Genomic DNA, 16,774 nt, shown 5'->3' on the forward strand with positions numbered 1-16,774 from the left:
GTCACGCATCCGTTAGGCGACGATCTCGTTATTTAACGATGATCTGGGCCACGGCCCCAAATTGATGGATCAAGTTGGCCAAATTGGTCAATTCGCGCAAGCGGTTAGTCCGCACTGCTTCATCTTCAGCCATGATCATGGTTTCGGTGAAGTATTCAGTGATCACTGGTTCCAAACCGGCTAAAGCTTGATAGTTGGCCTCGCTGGGCTTGTCATCAAACTTGAAGGCCACTGCAATGGCCGCATCATGTAACGCTTTTTCGCTAGGGTTTTCAAATAACTTCGGATCAACGGCACCTTCAGTAGGCGTCTTGTCGGCGATCCGAGTGACCCGGCCTAAAGCTTCCATGACTGGTTTGAAGTTGGCGTCATCTTGATGAGTCGTTAAAACGTTAGCGGCATCGATCATCGCTTCAACATCGACCGTTGGTGCTGCAGCCACGGCATCAACAATATCATGACGCACCTTTTTGCCTGCTAAGAATTGATTGACCCGATCGCGCATAAAGTCAGCTAAGGCTTTGGCGTTGGCTTGATAATCCAACCCAGCAAGTTGGTCGTTGGCTGATAAAGCTTTGAACGCCGCAGTTTGTACGGCATTGACATCAAAGGAGAAGTGATGCGCCGCGATCATCCGCACGATCCCATAAGCTTGACGACGCAAAGCATATGGGTCGTTGGAGCCACTTGGAATCAAGTCAACAGCAAAGAAGCTCATCAACGATTCCAGTTTGTCAGCTAAGGCCAAAACGGTGCCGACCAAGCTTTGTGGCAAAGCGCCATCAGCGGAAATCGGCATATAATGTTCGCGAATCGCTTGGGCCACTGCTGGATCTTCACCGGCAAGTTTGGCATACACTTCACCCATGGTGCCTTGCAGTTCAGCAAATTCGCCGACCATCGCCGATACCAAGTCGAATTTATAAATTTCAGCTGCGCGCAACAAATGCGCTTTGTCCTCAGCACTTAAGCCAAAACGATCCGCTAACAAGCCCGCAATCGTTTTGGTACGCCGCATTTTGTCGGCCATACTCCCAATCTTATCATGGAAGCTGACGGTTTCCAGACGCTTGGTGAAGTCGGCGATGGTCTTCTTTTGGTCTTCAGCGTAGAAGAAGGCCGCATCTTCAAGGCGGGCCGTCAACACTTTGACGTTACCGGCGATGACATTTTCCATATAGTCGGCATTGCCGTTGCGCACCCCGATAAAGGCGTTGACCATTTTGCCTTGGGCATCCCGCGCATAAAAGTAGCGCTGGTTGTCTTTCATTGAGGTAATGAGCACGGCTTCTGGAATGGCGAGATATTTTTCATCAAAACGCCCAGCAAAAGCCGTGGGCCATTCGACTAAGTTGTTGACTTCTTCAAGCAGATCCGCATCCAGATCGATGGTCCAAGCATTATCTTTGGCGATCTGGGCAATTTGATTGCTGATCAATTGCTTGCGAACAGCCGGTTCAACGATCACAAATTGCGCTTTTAATGCATCAACGTAATCGGTGGCAGTGGTTAATTCAACCGCGTGACCCAAGAAACGATGGCCTTGCGTGGTGCGGCCGGCTTGAATATCAAGCAACTGCATCGGCACCACTTGGTCATCCAGCAAACTCGTCAGCCAGTGGATCGGGCGAATGTATTCAAAATCATTGTTGCCCCACTTCATCCGCGTAGGGAAAGTCAATGATTTGATCACGTCGATCAAGCCACTGAGGATCTCTGCGGCAGGCTTGCCGGCAACGGCTTTATGCAAATACACATAATCGACGCCTTTAAGTTCACGAAATTCGATATCGTCAACAGTCATCCCTTGACCGCGCGTAAAGCCGATCGCCGCTTTGGTCCAGTTGCCATCAGCGTCTTGCGCGATTTTTTTGGCTGGGCCTTTAACGTCTTCTTCAACATCGGCTTGTTTATCAGCTAAGTCTTGGATCAACAATGCCAAGCGCCGTGGGGTGGCATATTGTTTGATCTCACCGAATGCCAAGTTGTTGTCTTTGAGATACTTGGCGGTTTTTTTGGCGAATTGCTTGAGGCTTGGGGTGACCACATGCGCTGGCATGTCTTCCAAACCGATTTCTAATAGGTAGTTTGCCATTATTTTGCGGCCTCCTGTGCATGCTTCAACAATGGGAATCCCAGCTTTTTGCGCTCTTCAACAAACGCGCGCGCAACTTTGTGGGCCATTTTGCGAATGCGGTTCATGTACCCGGCGCGTTCAGTGACAGATACCACGCCACGTGCATCTAACAAGTTAAAGGTATGCGAGCACTTCAAAATGTAATCATACGCTGGGTGTACCAACCCAAGATCCATTAACCGCCAAGCTTCTTTTTCATAAGCGTCAAAAAATTGCAACAACATGTCTTGGTTGGATTCTTCAAAGGAATACTTAGAATGTTCGTATTCAGGCTCTTTGAAAATGTCGCCATATAACACGCCGTCGCCCCATTCCAGGTCAAACACATTGTTCACATCTTGGATGTAAGATGCCAAGCGTTCGACACCGTAAGTGATCTCAGAAGTCACTGGTGATACTTCTAAGCCACCGACCACTTGGAAATACGTGAACTGGGTGACTTCCATACCGTCAAGCCAAACTTCCCAACCCACACCGGCACAACCCATGGAGGGGTTTTCCCAGTTATCTTCGACAAAGCGAATATCATGTTCCAAAGGTTCGATCCCTAACGCCCGCAAGGAATCCAAGTAGTAGTTTTGAACTTCTTTAGGACTGGGCTTGATCACCACTTGGAATTGGTGATGTTGGTATAAGCGGTTTGGGTTTTCCCCATAACGGCCGTCAGCCGGCCGGCGGGAAGGTTCCACGTAAGCCGCAGCCCATGGTTCTGGCCCGATCGCGCGTAAGAAAGTATACGGGCTCATGGTGCCGGCGCCTTTTTCCGTGTCGTAAGATTGCATCAGCATGCAACCTTTGTCGCCCCAGAACTTTTGTAAGGTCTGGATCATTTGTTGGACAGACATTTTCTTGGTCATGTCAGATCTCCTTTATTTTTATCGGTGCCAATCAAAAAAGCGCCACTATGCCAAATAATTGACATAGGGACGCTTTACGCGCGGTTCCACCCTACTTCGAGGCCAATTGCACCTCGCCCTTGATTGTCGGTTCGAAACTGCCACTCACAGTTAGAGCATGAGGCTTGCACTCTCCCTCACTCGCTGTTACTCGCGCCTGTGATTCTTTTTCTCAACACCGAATATATGCTTTTAGTATACCAGCTTTCACAAGGTTTTCAATGGTCAGCTGGGTTAATATTTGCGCAACGTCGGTGGCGTATACGTGTCAAAAAACGCTTGAATGGCATCCAAGTCATCAGAAAATAACAGCTTGCTGCGGTGTTCTGCGGTCAAAAACTCATTAGCCACCATTTTATCAAACATTTCAGCCAAAGGATCCCAGTACCCATTGACATTATAAAAGGCACAAGGCGCATCATTATCGCCGACGCGGGCCCAAGAAAAGGCTTCACTGATCTCTTCAAGCGTACCAGGACCACCGGGCAACGCGATGCAAGCGCTAGCCATGCGCAGCATTTCGGCTTTGCGAGTGGCCATATTCGGCACCACCACTAAGTCTTCCAGTTCTTCTAATGCCGCGCCGCGCTTGTACAAGTTATCCGGCATGATACCGGTGACTTGCCCATCTTGCATCAACACGGTTTTGGCCAAGATACCCATTAAGCCGACGCCGCCGCCACCGTAAACTAAGCTGTGATGATTGGCAACTAGCCACTTGCCCAGCTCTCTCGCAGCGGTGATGTATTTCGGGTCATTGCCAGTATTGGCGCCACAGTAAACGGCGATGCGACTCATAGTTGACCTCCATTTGCTAAGATCTCATTGACTTTTTGTTGAACGGCATAATCGCTGTTGCTACCGATGCGTGCAGTAGCCACCTCATCGAGCTGCTTTTGTCCGGCTTGCATCACAAAGCTAGTGCCTGCCAAGGCCAACATTTCGGTATCGTTCAAATTATCACCGAAAGTCACCATTTGTGCTGGCGTGACGTCAAGCAGTTGGCCTAGCGCTTTCAACGCTTGGCCTTTATCCACGTCGGCATGCATCATATCCAAGAAATAATCCCCACCGATGGTTACATGGAACTTCCCTTTAAACGGCGTGGCGTAATCTGGCTCAAAAATGTCATACGTTTCGCCACCTGGGAAGTACACGGAATATTTAGCCACTTGGGCCGCCACTTGGGTGAGATCATCCACTACTGTCAACTTGGCAAAAAACTGATCCAAATAATCGCGATATTTTTCAGCCGAACGTGCGATATAGGCAGTGTCTAACGCACACAAAATCGGCTCACCAAGGTTTTTGCCATAAGTGTAGTGGATCAAGCGCGTGTAATCAGCTTTGGGAATAAATTTTGAGTACACCATTTCCCCATCACGCACCACGATCGCCCCATTTTCTGCCACTAAGCTGACGCAATCAGCGACTGGCGCAAACATCGGCTTTAAGGTATACAAGGGGCGCCCAGACGCCGCGACAAAATGCATCCCCGCATGGTGAACGGCGCGGATCGTGTCATAGAACTTTGGCGGCAGCTGGCCGGCTTCATCTAATAAAGTATGGTCAAGATCTGATGCAATCAGTTTGATTTGAGTCAAGGCGGACATCCTTTCCAGTACGCTTTTTAGTATACGCAAATTGACGCGAAAAAAAAAGCCGGCAAGCGCCGACTTTTTTCATTAATTTGAAGTTTCATGCTCTTTTTGCTCATGCCACTCATTCAACGAGATCAAGCCACTCATGGCGATCGGCAGCAAAATGACCAAAATGATCAAGCCGAAGATCACGCCTAGGGCCACTTGGATCAAGGTGGTGACCCCACTTGGGATCAAGGCGGCAAACGTGCCACCTAAAATCACCGCCGCAGATAACACCACCGCACCGATAGTCGTTGAGGCTTTGAGCATGCGTTGGCGCAAGTCAGGATCGGCTTTGTCGTCTTTAAAGCGGATCATCAAGAAGATACTGTAATCCACCCCTAAAGCCATCAACATGATGAACGTGAAAAATGGAGTATTCCAACTCAACAAGCTGTCACCTAACACATGCATGGAAAACAGCCGGGTGATGCCCATTGAAGCAAAGAAGGCCGTGACCAAAGTGCCTAAGATGGTCAGTGGTTGTAAAATCGATTGGGTGACCACGATCAAGGCAATGGCGATCCCAATCAACATGATCGATGCCGTGCGCTTGAAGTCACCATTGGCCAAGTTTCTCAAATCGTTGTCTTGAGAGGTTTGCCCACCGATGGCAACCGTGCTACCTTTCAACGCAGAATGCTTCATTTTGGCATCCAAGTCACGCTTTAACGTCTTAAATTGCGCGTTAGCCGTGGTGGAATTTGGATCACCTTTAAAGACGACGGTGAAGCTGGTGATGTGCATGCCATCAGCCATATAAGTGTCCAAACTTGGCTTAAAGGCTTGGGAATGAATCGAGGCTTTTGGCAAGTAGAACGCGTCGCCCATATAAGAATGTTGTAGCTCTAACAAATAGGAGCGCATGGTTTTTGAACCACTGGCGATCGTGGACAACCCTTTATCCGCTGCCGTTAACCCAGTGCCTAACTGTGACAATTGTTTGGTCATGCCACTGAGTTTGGTGTTGAGTTCTTGGACCCCAGTATTGACTTGACCTTCGCCTGAATTCAGCGCAGCGGAATTGTTGTTTAACGTCGTCGCCCCAGCAACCAACTGTTGCGCGCCGCTATTTAACGTGTCAGAACCGGTGGCTAAGGCATTTAAGCCACTGGCTAATTGGTTTGTCGCGCCAGACAAGGTGCCAGCACCATTAGCTGCCGTTTGCGCGCCGGCAGCCGCTTTGGTCGCACCTGCGGCGGTGGCTTGGGCACCAGCATTGGTCTTAGCGGCACCTGCTGCGAGTTTTGCGGCATTACTGGTTAAATCCGAAACCCCAGACGTCAATTCTGGCAACTGGGCTGATGAAGCACTGACTTTATCATTCAAGTCAGTGGTCCCTTTGGCAAGGGCCCCCATTGCATCTGTCAACTGGGTGACTTTACTTTCAATGGTTGGGGTCAACAAGGTGATCATGCCTTTGTTCTGGCTGTTGGTAATCAATGTCACTAACGTCTTAGCTTGATTTTGTAAGCCAGCAACTTGCGCATTCATCTCATTGGCGCCATCTGCCAATTGCTTCGTTCCATCAGTTAAAGCACCCATCTTGGTGGTCAAATCACTGGTGCCACTTTGCAATTGTTGCGTGCCTTGGCTCAACTCAGACGTGCCATTGGCGACTTGTGACGTCCCAGAAGCGACTTGAGTCGACGCGCTGGCCACTTGGCTAGTACCAGAAGCCACTTGTTGGGCACCGCTGGCCAAGGAACTGGCGCCAGTGGCAGTTTGACCGGCACCGTTAGCGGCAGTTTTGACTGCGCCTGAGGCAGTTTGCGTCCCACTGGCTAATTGAGAAGCACCAGATTGGACTTGGGCCACGCCGTTGGTATAGGTTTTGACTGCTTGTTGCAGCTGGCTGGAGCCATTGGCCAATTGCTGGACTTGGGCGATTTGCTTGGTGCTATCGGAACTGGATAATTGGGTGTTGGCGGACTTTAACCCGCTTTGGATCTGCTTTAACCCAGCTTGAGAGTCTTTCAATCCTTTGGTGATGGTATTGAGCTGATCGCCTAAATACATTTGCGATAACTTGCTACCACCAGGTTCGGTGACTGATGCGACGGTTTTGATGCCAGGTTCTTTTTGCAAGTATTGGGTCAGTTCATCAATGGCCGCTAACTTGGCTTGGGTGTCGAGTTTGTCATCAGATTTGATGTAGATCGTCGCTGGTGCAGACATCCCTTTAGAGAAGTGATTTTGGATCACCAAATAGCCGGCTTTAGATTGGTAACTGGATGGTACTTCATCGGCGTTGTTGAAGTTCAACTCCGAATCATACCCTAAGGCAAACGGTACCCCAACGGCTAACACCACTGCAATGGCGACCACTGGTTGGGCGATAGCCGCTCGTGATAAGCCATGCCACAACTTGGAAGACCCTTCGCCACCAGCCACTTTGCTGGGCCAAAACATTTTTTCGCCTAACACATTCATAAAGAACATGTTCAAAGTCAGTAACACTGGCAACAAGACGACGACCCCAATGGCCACCGCTGAAGCACTTTGATAAAACGGAAATTTCGCCAACCACAAACTGGAAAAGCCGATCAACACAGATAAACCAGAATACAATACCGTGCGTCCGCCGTGTTTGCGCGTTTCACGCGTGGCATCAAGCACTGGTACCCCGGCAGCCAGTTGGCCTTTGAAGTAGTCATACAGCAAAATATTGTAATCTGTCCCGATCCCAAACAACACGATCACCAAGAACACTTGGGTGAAGTTAGATAATGGGAAGTTGAAGTGTTCGACCAAATTCATCACGATGGACAAACTGGTGATAAACGCCACCCCGACGTTTAATAAGGAAATCAATGGCACGATTGGGGATCTGAACACCAAGATCAACACGATGAAAATAAAGATCACCGCGATCACTTCAGTTTTTTGGATCCCTTTTTCAGTGACCGTCGAAAAGTCGTCATTTAACGCGTCAACGCCAGTGATATAAGTATCAATGCCATTAAGTTTCAATTGATGACGCAACTGGCGCACTTGGCTTGAGACTTGACCGGTTTTCTTCACGGTGATCTGTGCCAATTGCGTCGTCTTGTCTTTGGCACGCAACTGCTTTTTGGTTTCAGCGTTGTCGCTTGGCCCCATGACTTTGGTGACGGTTAAGCCCGATTGATTTTTCAAGGCGCCTAATTTGGCATCGATCTGTTTGGACTGATGCGCTGATAAGGCATTGTCGCCGTTGGAAAACACCGCGGTATAAGTCCGAACTGATTTATTACCGTTGGCCTTTTTTTCAATGCGACTGGCCACTTGGCTCGGCGCGTTGTTCGGTAACGTCACCGCCCCACGCTGGCGCACCAATGCGGACACATTTGGCATGGCAATGATGGCAATGGCAACGATCACGATCCATGCGATCAATGCCGGGTAATGTTTTTGTGTAAACTGCTTCATTTTATCCCCTCATCTTCAATAGATTCCATGATTGCTATCATCATGCTGAGACGATCGATACGCCTTGATCTAGATCAAGAAGATTCATATCATCGTCAATATTTAGACACTTGTAAAACCACAAAATTCATGATAGATTCGAGTCAAGGATTAGACAAGATGCAATTCTTGGGTCATCGTCTAAGCTTAGACACATTTGTTGGGTTTGTCTAAATGTAAGGGGATTAATATCATGAAATACGATCCGCAAAAGAAGCTGAATCGCAATACGCAGCGCACACTCAAGGCGTTTTCAGAAGCGATGTTTGAGCTGTTGGGGGAAAAGAATTTCGAAAAGATCACGGTCAACGAAGTCTGCGTGCGTTGTGATTACCCGCGGGCGACGTTTTACAACTACTTCGATGACAAGTATGATCTGGTGTCTTATTGCTGGTATCAACTGGGCAAAGATGCGCATATGGACGCTGCGCTCGCCTTGCCCACTAGCCAATCGCTGCTGGCAGTATTTGATGAAGTGTACCGCCTATTTAGCACGCACCGCGACTTGTTGAACCATGTGGTGGCACACAATCCCGTTGACGGGTTGTTGATCAGCGACTTCATTCATCACTTCAATCGCGTCATGACGCAACTGTTTGCGCATGGGTTGTCCAACCACAAAACCAAAACACCGATCGAATTAATGGCGCAATACTATTCCAATACGGTGTTGTTGGTCTTAAAGTGGGTGTTTCTTTCCCAGCATGACGTGAGTTTGGATACGGCGCGCGGTTATTTAACTGAGTTGTTGACAAAGCCATTCTTGTCTGAAGCCAACAATTGAGCATTCAACAAGGCCACGACATCAGCTTGCGTCACAGTTTGACTTTGGGTGAGCCAAACGCGGATCAAGCCGATCGCCCCATTGACTAAAAAGCAACTGGTCGCAGGTGCATAGGGCAAGGCCGTTTGAAACCCTTGTGCGAGCTGCGCTTGAAGTTTAGGAGACAGCGGGTTTTGGGCCATGCGCGTAAATGCCGACTTATTGGCGATCAAATACTGCATCAAACCATTGAGCCAAGTGGTATAGGCTCCGTCTAATTTCACTGGTGCTGTTTGGGTGAATTTCGCCAGTAAGTCGTTGATATTTTCTGTGGTCAGTTCATCAGCTAGTTGTTGAACCGTTTGATAATGTAAATAAAACGTCCCGCGACCGACATCGGCCAAGGCAGTGAGCTCGGCGACTGAAATTTGGTCTTCGGGCTTTTGTTGTGCCAAGGCTAAAAACGCATCAGCCAGCGCTTGGCGGGTTTTGCGAACACGACGATCCATGGCAATACCTCCTGTGTCATTAATGAACAGCTGTCTATAATTTAACACAACGCTTTGTTTGCCGAAAGTCCATGGAATAACTGGCGGCTCAATAATATGTCCATTAATAAACAGCTGTTTATTAATGGACAGAAACAGACGCGTTGCGCGCATGAAAAAATCCTCAGTCGGTGGACTGAGGCTTTTGGTCGTCGACGATCGGCGGCAGTTTTTGATCCCAGCTGTGCATTTGATCTAAGAAGCGCTTGGCTTTCGGCACGACCCCGACCGTATCTTGATAGATCCGATCCAGCACCCGTCGAAGCTCTTTTTTGGTGGCCTCAGATACTTGAACACTGTGCAACTGCGTCAAATCGACCACTGAAAACCAGCGCAATAAATACATCGCTTTTGGCGCGACATGAAAGCGATAATTGTCCAAATGCCAATGATTTTGACACAACACGCCGCCATATTGCTCAGAATAATCCAAAGGCAAGTCGTTGCGCCCGTCGATCACACACCCGCGCCACTGTGGCTGCACCCCAAAGGCTTGTAGCAACTGAACTTCCGTGATATTGGTGACCACGGCAGGATCGATGCCTTCATCGATCAGCTTCAACGATAATTGCGCTTGTTGATACCAGCGCGGGATCGCTTCGCCATCAGGAAATGCTTCATCGATCAAGCTCAACAAGTAAGTGGCATAGGCATTGAGCTCAATGTCTTGGCTGATGGTTTGAAACTGGCTGGCAGTTTTGACTGTGGTCATGAAGCTTAAGCCGTTGTCATTGATCGACCCGACATAAGTCCCGACAGTGAATGGCAAAAAGCCCGCGGCCATGCGAAAACCTGGTTTGCGGGCGCGATGAAGCATAAACATTTTCTTGCCAAAACGGTCAGTCATCAACTTGACTAACATATCCGATTCGCGATAGTTGTGCCGAGCTAACACCAAGCCATTGAATTCAGCGACTTCTTTGCTCACTTGAGATCCTTCGTGTTATAACCTAAGGCGCGCAAGTATTGGTTATTGTCGCGCCAATTTTTTTGCACGCGCACCCATAACTTCAAATTCACTTTCTCCCCTAGCAGCAATTCGATTTCGCGGCGCGAACGGGTACCGATTTTTTTCAGCATCGAACCACCTTTGCCGATCACAATGGCTTTTTGGCCATCGCGTTCAACAATAATGTTCGCTTCAATGATCAACTTGCCGTGTTCAGTGCGGTCTTTCATCCGTTCAACCACGACCGCTGCAGAATGCGGGATCTCTTTTTCGGTGAGATGTAAGATCTGTTCGCGGATCAATTCGCCCACCACAAAATATTCTGGGTGGTCCGTCAATTGGTCATCAGGATAATATTGCGGCCCTTCTGGCAACTTGCTGGTCAAATCACTTAACAGCTCGTCGACATTGTTGCCTTCTGTTGCAGAAATCGGATAGACCCCAGCAAAATCATGTCCGTGGCGATAATGATCGATAAATGGCAACAAGTCGTCAGGCTGGATCAAGTCGATTTTGTTCACGACTAAATACACCGGCTTGGTGACATTTTTCAACTGGCTCATGATGTATTGGTCGCCAGCCCCTGGTCGTTCGTCGGCAGGTACCATAAATAACACGGCATCCACTTGGTTCAACGTGGATAATGCCGCAGTGTCCATGTAATTATCCAGTTCGTTTTTCGGTTTGTGCACCCCTGGGGTGTCAACAAACACGATCTGTGCGTCGTCAGTGGTATAGATCCCGTTGATCTTATTGCGCGTGGTTTGCGCTTTAGGCGACATGATGGCGATTTTTTCACCAAGCACCCGGTTCATAAATGTGGATTTGCCGACGTTAGGCCGGCCGATGATCGAAACAAAACCTGAATGATGAGTCAAATGAGTTCTCCTTTTAAAAATGCGCCAGGCAATAACGCCGCAACTGTTGTTGTCTGCGTGTTGCCTGCTAAATTCGTCAGATAAACCGGCGCGCTTTGCGGTAAAAATTCAGCGATCACTTGCCGACACGCACCACATGGTGAAATCGGGCCATCCGTTTGGCCGATCACAGCGATCGCCACCAATTCTTGATGCCCTGCCGACACCGCATTGAAAATTGCATTACGCTCAGCACACATGCTTAACCCATAACTGGCATTTTCAATGTTGCACCCGCCATAAATTTCGCCAGTGGCAGTTTGCACTGCGGCGCCAACGGCAAAGTTGGAATATGGGGAATATGACTGCTTGCGGGCGGCAGTGGCCGCTTGAATCAAATCATCCATGCAATTACCTCCAAAGATAAGGCCAAAAAATCAACCCACCGATCGCCACTGCGGCAATACTGACCACCAGCACAAAGCCGGCAGCAACGTTTAACAATCGCCCGATTTGCGGATCGGGATCAAAGTTTGGCCCGACTTGTAAGCGTACCAACGCTTCAACCACAGAATTGGCCAGTTCTGCACCGATCACTGACGCCACCGCCAAAATCAGCCACAGCCAATCTTGTCGCGACACATGCACCACCAAGCCGGCAATCACCACCAAGATCGCGGCAAACACGTCAAAGCGCAAGTTGCGCTCATGTTGAAACGCCGAGCCCAAGCCTAACAGTGCATGCCGCAGCGACTGGCTAAAATGGCGATTTTTATGCGCTGGTTTACCGCTTGAGGCCATAAGCATCTAAAATCTTTTCTTGCAAGGGGATCATGACTGCTTCATCTTCAGGCTTGATATGATCATACCCGTTTAAATGCAAGAAGCCATGGACCACCGTATAGCCGAGTTCGCGTTCAAATGAGTGGCCGTAATCTTTTGACTGCGCCAACACTTTATCCGGATCGATGAAGAGATCGCCGATATTTTCTGGCAAGCCTGGCACATCAGGCAGATCGTCTTCCCCATCTTCAATGGCAAAGCTGATCACGTCAGTTACCCGGTCCGTTTGGCGATACTCACGGTTGATGCGTTGGATCTCGTCATCTGATACGATTGTGATCGACATTTCCGTATCGTCAGGTTTTTTCAACGCGTCGCCGCAAAAAGCCACCAGTTCTTTGACCAAGGCTTGATGCTTGGCGTCCAAGCGGTTTTCATCGTCATAAAATTCTAGATCCATTGTGGGTTATTCTCCTTTAAGCGTTTGGGCGTCAGTTTGCGCATAAGCGTCGATGATCGCAGCGACGACTGGATGGCGCACCACATCAGCCGCAGAAAATTCGGTAAACGCGATGTGATCGACGTTTTTGAGTAAGTGTTGGGCTTGGATCAGCCCAGATTTGGCGTTATGCGGCAAATCGATTTGGGTGATGTCCCCTTGCACGATCATTTTGGAGCCAAAGCCTAAGCGCGTGAGAAACATTTTCATTTGCGCTTGGGTGGTGTTTTGCGCTTCATCCAAAATCGCAAACGCATTATCCAACGTCCGGCCACGCATATAAGCCAACGGCGCAATTTCGATGACACCACGATCCATCAACCGGTCGGTGTGCTCTTTGCCTAACACCGCATATAACGCATCATAAACTGGCCGCAAGTATGGATCGACTTTTTCTTTTAAGTCCCCAGGCAAAAAGCCTAACGACTCGCCAGCTTCAACTGCCGGACGGGTCAAAATGATCCGTTCCACTTCCCCAGCTTTTAACGCGGCCACGGCCATGACCACGGCCAGGTAAGTTTTCCCAGTCCCAGCTGGGCCAATACCAAAAGTGATGTCGTTGTGGCGAATTTTGTTGACGTATTGGCGTTGGCCAAAGTTCTTGACGCGAATCGGGGCGCCTTTGGCATCTTTGATCAACGTTTGCGAATACATATCTGCAAAATAATCCAACGTCCCGCGTTTGGCCATGTTCAAAGCACTGGCAATATCTGGGGTGGACAGCTTGATGCCTTGTTGCAGCAACTGTTGGACCTGAGTCAACAGTTGATACGCCAAGCTGGCATTGTGGCTGTCGCCGCTTAAGCGTAGTTCATTGCCGAACGGGGCGATGGTCACATCCAAAGCAGACTCGATCATTTTGAAATGTTCATCGTTGATCCCAGCCATGGTGATCGCTTCTTCCGGACTGGTCAACAAAAAGGTCTTGTTACTGGTGTTTTCCGCCAAAAAGTTTGGCCTCCTCAAAAGATACAATTTCCCTTTATTTTACCACAAGCTGGCGATCATCGGGATAACTGATCTATGATCAATGTGTGGTGCGCGCAGCGACAACTAGGTGCGGATCAAACGTCTGCTTCGCCACTTGAAAGCGTAACGACTGCACTTTGCCCACGCGTCGCAATGAGACTTTGAAATGCCCTGACTTTGGCAGCTTCACACTGGCCACCAGTTTGTGTTTGGCATATACCTTCAGCTTGGTGTGCGTTGGCGCACTAGGCATTTGAATGGATCCGCTGACTGTTGCCTGCTTCGTCCCTAAAGTGTAATGCTTCATGGTGAGCTTAGGTTTGATGTAATCAGCGGGCTTTAATAAGTGCAACTTGTTTTTCAGTTGGAATAAATGCAGATCGGCAGTTTGGATCTGGTTGTTGGTCAATTGGTGTTTTGCCAAAGCCGCTTTGATCGCCGGAATACCGGTCACATAATCATTGGCCAACACCGCATCATCGCCGGCTTGTAGCGCCAAAACGTCAATGGATGGAATCTGATGGGCGGCTTTAAACTCGCCGATAGCCCCCATGCCTAAGCCATCCGTAATGATGACACCTTGATAACCTAAGCGCTTGCGCAACACCCCAGTAATGACTTTATGCGACAAACTGGCTGGATACGTGGGATCGATCGCTTGCATCACGATATGGGTGACCATGATGCCGTCAACACCAGCGTTGATGCCGGCTTTAAACGGCAGTAGATCTTTTTTCGCCAGTTGGGCATAAGGGGTATCGACCTTAGCGAAGCCGGTATGCGTGTCACCTGCTGCCCCATAGCCGGGAAAATGCTTCAACGTGGCGCCAACACCTTGCGCTTGCATGACTGGTACGACTTGCTTAATGTAATCAGCAGTGGCTTGGTAACTTTGGCCAAAGGTCCGATCATAAATATAATTGCGAGAACTTGATGCGACATCCGCAATCGGGGCAAAATTCCAATTCACCCCGACATATTTTAGCGTTTGCGCCGCCAGTTTGGCTTGGTACAAGACACTGCTCATGCCCCCGGCCGTATAGGCGTCTTGCGGGGATGGAAAATTGGTATTTTGATAACTGGGACTGTCTGATAAGCGCGAAACCGTGCCCCCTTCTTGATCGGTCGCCACTAAAAGCGGTACCGAAGCAGCGCTTTGATAGCCTTGCACGGTTTGCTTTAACGCTTGCGCCGATTCGACTTGAAAATCGGTGCCAAACAACACCAAGCCGCCAAGATGATACTTGGCGACATCTGCGCGCACTTGCGCTGGCGTCGCTGGTGCGCGGCTGATAAATAATTGCCCGATCTGTTCGTCGACTGACAGGTGCTTGATTTTTTGTTTGAGATCCGCCGTGGTGATCGTGCTTCGTCCAACCGCTGCGACGGGATTCGAGGTACTAGCGGCCAATGCGATAAGCGCGCTGACCAGTAGCACCTCGATGTGCCAATGCTTCATGAATTTCCCCACTTTATCTAGTTGATGGCATCAAAAAAGCCGCCACTAGGACGGCTTTTTCTTAGCTCAGTTTTGCTTTGACGATGCGGTTGACTAAAGCGCCATCCGCTTGCCCCTTGACTTTAGGCATCAAGGTCTTCATCACCTTGCCGAAATCCGCCTTACCGGTTGCGCCGGTTTCTTGGATCACAGAATCGACCAATGACGCAACTGCCGCTTCATCAAGTTGGGCTGGGAGATAACTCTCAACGATTTTGATTTCAGCTTCCAGTGGTGCCACGAGGTCGTCTCGACCAGCCGCCTTGAACTCAGCAAGGGAATCCTTGCGTTGTTTCAATTCGGTAGCTAAGACACTCTTCTCGTCGTCTTCCGTTAAGTCGTGGCCCAATGCGATCTGCTTGTTTTGCACAGCAGCTTTCAACATCCGGACTACGCTCAAGGTTTCTTTGTCCTTGGCCTTCATCGCGGTTTTCATTTGAGCTTGGAGCTCGTTGATCAACGCCATTATTTCACCAAGTCCTTTGATTAAAACTTACGCTTCTTACGCTTACGAGCTGCTTCGGACTTAAGCTTACGCTTAACGCTTGGCTTCTCGTAGAATTCACGCTTACGGTATTCGGACAAGGTACCTGCCTTAGACACGGTGCGCTTGAAGCGCCGAAGAGCATCATCGAGAGATTCGTTTTTCTTAACGACTGTCTTTGCCATATGATATCCCTCCCTCCGACACTGTGTAACTACTGACAGATTACCCCACCAACAGTTCCTAGCTATGATACCAAACCATCAAAACCGCGTCAATAAGCCATTGCTGATTTTTCACAAAAGTTTCATGGATTTTGAGGCAAAATGTTTGTTTTTGCACCGAATTGGCGGGCTGAAGTCAAAATCCAGGTGAACCCAAGAAACCGCCCACAAAATGTGCTAAAATGAGCATATCACCAATAAAAGCGCTCACAGCGCAGGTAAAATTTGGAGGATCGTCAATGGCAGAAGAACTCAACTTCTACATTATTTCAGACTCAATCGGAGAAACTGGACTGAAACTCGCCCAAGCCGTCGCCGCCCAATATGAAGACGTCGCGCCACGTTATTTGCGGTTTCCGTTCATCCATAGCGAAGCCAAGCTAGAAGAGATCATCGACCAAGCCAAAGCCGACAACGCCGTGGTGATCGCCACGCTGGTCACGCCAGGCTTAGGCCAATATGCCAAAGCTTATGCCAAGCAAGTCGGCGTGACCTTTAATGAAGTGATGGCACCGCTGTTAAAAGAAGCCACTAGTCACACCCATCAACAACCTTCTGGCGTGGCGGGAACGGTGCATAATTTAAACGCCAAGTATTTCGACCGGATCTCGGCGATGGAATTTGCCGTGTTGTATGACGACGGCAAAGATCCCAAAGGCTTTTTGGAAGCGGATATCGTCTTGCTCGGGGTATCACGCACCAGCAAAACGCCGCTGTCATTATTCTTGGCTAACCGCAATCTCAAAGTCGCCAACTTGCCGTTAGTGCCTAACGCGCATATTCCAGATGAGATCTACAAAGTTGACCGCAAAAAGATTTTTGGTTTGACTACTGATGCATCAGTATTGATGGAATTTCGGCGTCAGCGCATGATCGCCTATGGCTTAAATCCTGATACCGCCTACTCTGCTCGCGATCAAGTCAATGAAGAACTGAGCTTTGCGGAAAACTTGTACAAAGAACTCGGCTGTGAAGTCATTAATACCGCCCATCGCTCCATTGAAGAAACAGCGACCTTGATTTTAGAAAAATTAGGGCTAGACGAATTCGACAATCAATAATCAAAATCATCGC

The 16,774-nt window shown here is 49.0% G+C and carries 17 protein-coding genes; 2 read left to right on the top strand and 15 right to left on the bottom strand.

The genetic code is table 11. The features are described from left to right. Window positions 1-28: 28 nt before the first annotated feature. The 5 genes from glyS to ACKTSG_RS00600 all read right to left on the bottom strand — a co-directional run bounded on the left by glyS (window position 29) and on the right by ACKTSG_RS00600 (window position 8,087). Entirely contained in the window at window positions 29-2,098 is a 2,070-nt protein-coding gene (gene glyS, locus ACKTSG_RS00580; protein ID WP_407891153.1) for a glycine--tRNA ligase subunit beta, read from the bottom strand. Then, window positions 2,095-2,994: a glycine--tRNA ligase subunit alpha gene (glyQ, locus tag ACKTSG_RS00585; RefSeq protein WP_407890918.1), complete on the bottom strand. Its 900-nt coding sequence runs from the start codon at window positions 2,992-2,994 to the stop codon at window positions 2,095-2,097. Before glyQ ends, glyS begins: the two co-directional genes overlap by 4 nt. Window positions 2,995-3,267: 273 nt before the next feature. Further along, complete coding sequence (locus tag ACKTSG_RS00590) at window positions 3,268-3,831, bottom strand: LOG family protein (RefSeq protein WP_407890920.1); 564 nt, start codon at window positions 3,829-3,831, stop codon at window positions 3,268-3,270. Beyond that, a complete protein-coding gene (locus ACKTSG_RS00595) occupies window positions 3,828-4,637 on the bottom strand; it encodes an HAD-IIB family hydrolase (RefSeq protein ID WP_407890922.1) in 810 nt (269 codons plus the stop codon). The genes ACKTSG_RS00590 and ACKTSG_RS00595 overlap by 4 nt, the downstream gene beginning before the upstream one ends. Window positions 4,638-4,718: 81 nt before the next feature. Beyond that, window positions 4,719-8,087: an MMPL family transporter gene (locus tag ACKTSG_RS00600; RefSeq protein WP_407890924.1), complete on the bottom strand. Its 3,369-nt coding sequence runs from the start codon at window positions 8,085-8,087 to the stop codon at window positions 4,719-4,721. 232 nt (window positions 8,088-8,319) lie between these two features. Here ACKTSG_RS00600 and ACKTSG_RS00605 point away from each other — a divergent pair, with 232 nt between their 5' ends. Then, window positions 8,320-8,910: a TetR/AcrR family transcriptional regulator gene (locus ACKTSG_RS00605; protein WP_407890926.1), complete on the top strand. Its 591-nt coding sequence runs from the start codon at window positions 8,320-8,322 to the stop codon at window positions 8,908-8,910. Here the strand turns inward: ACKTSG_RS00605 and ACKTSG_RS00610 are convergent. From ACKTSG_RS00610 to rpsU, 10 genes are all read right to left on the bottom strand, one after another. Beyond that, a complete protein-coding gene (locus ACKTSG_RS00610; protein WP_407890928.1) occupies window positions 8,859-9,398 on the bottom strand; it encodes a TetR/AcrR family transcriptional regulator in 540 nt (179 codons plus the stop codon). The genes ACKTSG_RS00605 and ACKTSG_RS00610 overlap by 52 nt on opposite strands. Window positions 9,399-9,561: 163 nt before the next feature. Then, the gene (gene recO, locus ACKTSG_RS00615; RefSeq protein ID WP_407890930.1) at window positions 9,562-10,365 is read right to left on the bottom strand and encodes a DNA repair protein RecO; all 804 of its coding nucleotides are present in this window, start codon (window positions 10,363-10,365) and stop codon (window positions 9,562-9,564) included. Further along, window positions 10,362-11,264, bottom strand: a complete 903-nt coding sequence (gene era / locus ACKTSG_RS00620; RefSeq protein ID WP_407890932.1) for a GTPase Era — start codon at window positions 11,262-11,264, stop codon at window positions 10,362-10,364. The genes recO and era overlap by 4 nt, the downstream gene beginning before the upstream one ends. Next, window positions 11,261-11,650, bottom strand: a complete 390-nt coding sequence (locus tag ACKTSG_RS00625; protein ID WP_407890934.1) for a cytidine deaminase — start codon at window positions 11,648-11,650, stop codon at window positions 11,261-11,263. Before ACKTSG_RS00625 ends, era begins: the two co-directional genes overlap by 4 nt. 4 nt (window positions 11,651-11,654) lie before the next feature. Then, a complete protein-coding gene (locus ACKTSG_RS00630; protein ID WP_407890936.1) occupies window positions 11,655-12,050 on the bottom strand; it encodes a diacylglycerol kinase family protein in 396 nt (131 codons plus the stop codon). After that, window positions 12,028-12,486: an rRNA maturation RNase YbeY gene (gene ybeY / locus ACKTSG_RS00635; RefSeq protein WP_407890938.1), complete on the bottom strand. Its 459-nt coding sequence runs from the start codon at window positions 12,484-12,486 to the stop codon at window positions 12,028-12,030. Before ybeY ends, ACKTSG_RS00630 begins: the two co-directional genes overlap by 23 nt. A gap of 6 nt (window positions 12,487-12,492) precedes the next feature. Continuing rightward, window positions 12,493-13,473, bottom strand: a complete 981-nt coding sequence (locus tag ACKTSG_RS00640; protein WP_407890940.1) for a PhoH family protein — start codon at window positions 13,471-13,473, stop codon at window positions 12,493-12,495. A gap of 79 nt (window positions 13,474-13,552) precedes the next feature. Then, window positions 13,553-14,953: a glycoside hydrolase family 3 N-terminal domain-containing protein gene (locus ACKTSG_RS00645; protein ID WP_407890942.1), complete on the bottom strand. Its 1,401-nt coding sequence runs from the start codon at window positions 14,951-14,953 to the stop codon at window positions 13,553-13,555. Window positions 14,954-15,014: 61 nt separating this feature from the next. Further along, window positions 15,015-15,458 (bottom strand): GatB/YqeY domain-containing protein, encoded by a 444-nt coding sequence (locus ACKTSG_RS00650; RefSeq protein ID WP_407890944.1) that lies wholly within the window; start codon window positions 15,456-15,458, stop codon window positions 15,015-15,017. A gap of 20 nt (window positions 15,459-15,478) precedes the next feature. Beyond that, entirely contained in the window at window positions 15,479-15,661 is a 183-nt protein-coding gene (rpsU, locus tag ACKTSG_RS00655; RefSeq protein ID WP_054714142.1) for a 30S ribosomal protein S21, read from the bottom strand. A gap of 278 nt (window positions 15,662-15,939) precedes the next feature. Between rpsU and ACKTSG_RS00660 the strand changes: the two genes are divergently transcribed. After that, a complete protein-coding gene (locus ACKTSG_RS00660; RefSeq protein ID WP_407890946.1) occupies window positions 15,940-16,761 on the top strand; it encodes a pyruvate, water dikinase regulatory protein in 822 nt (273 codons plus the stop codon). Window positions 16,762-16,774 lie beyond the last annotated feature (13 nt).

Source organism: Lacticaseibacillus salsurae (assembly GCF_045862175.1).
Classification (GTDB): Bacteria; Bacillota; Bacilli; order Lactobacillales; family Lactobacillaceae; genus Lacticaseibacillus; species Lacticaseibacillus salsurae.

Excerpts from the sequence above, each read along its gene's own strand:
- glyQ (WP_407890918.1), bottom strand. The coding sequence starts at position 2,994 with ATGACCAAGAAAATGTCTGTCCAACAAATGATCCAGACCTTACAAAAG.
- ybeY (WP_407890938.1), bottom strand. The coding sequence starts at position 12,486 with ATGGATCTAGAATTTTATGACGATGAAAACCGCTTGGACGCCAAGCAT.
- ACKTSG_RS00625 (WP_407890934.1), bottom strand. The coding sequence starts at position 11,650 with ATGGATGATTTGATTCAAGCGGCCACTGCCGCCCGCAAGCAGTCATAT.
- ACKTSG_RS00660 (WP_407890946.1), top strand. The coding sequence starts at position 15,940 with ATGGCAGAAGAACTCAACTTCTACATTATTTCAGACTCAATCGGAGAA.
- ACKTSG_RS00590 (WP_407890920.1), bottom strand. The coding sequence starts at position 3,831 with ATGAGTCGCATCGCCGTTTACTGTGGCGCCAATACTGGCAATGACCCG.
- rpsU (WP_054714142.1), bottom strand. The coding sequence starts at position 15,661 with ATGGCAAAGACAGTCGTTAAGAAAAACGAATCTCTCGATGATGCTCTT.
- ACKTSG_RS00605 (WP_407890926.1), top strand. The coding sequence starts at position 8,320 with ATGAAATACGATCCGCAAAAGAAGCTGAATCGCAATACGCAGCGCACA.
- ACKTSG_RS00650 (WP_407890944.1), bottom strand. The coding sequence starts at position 15,458 with ATGGCGTTGATCAACGAGCTCCAAGCTCAAATGAAAACCGCGATGAAG.
- ACKTSG_RS00610 (WP_407890928.1), bottom strand. The coding sequence starts at position 9,398 with ATGGATCGTCGTGTTCGCAAAACCCGCCAAGCGCTGGCTGATGCGTTT.
- ACKTSG_RS00645 (WP_407890942.1), bottom strand. The coding sequence starts at position 14,953 with ATGAAGCATTGGCACATCGAGGTGCTACTGGTCAGCGCGCTTATCGCA.
- ACKTSG_RS00600 (WP_407890924.1), bottom strand. The coding sequence starts at position 8,087 with ATGAAGCAGTTTACACAAAAACATTACCCGGCATTGATCGCATGGATC.
- ACKTSG_RS00630 (WP_407890936.1), bottom strand. The coding sequence starts at position 12,050 with ATGCTTATGGCCTCAAGCGGTAAACCAGCGCATAAAAATCGCCATTTT.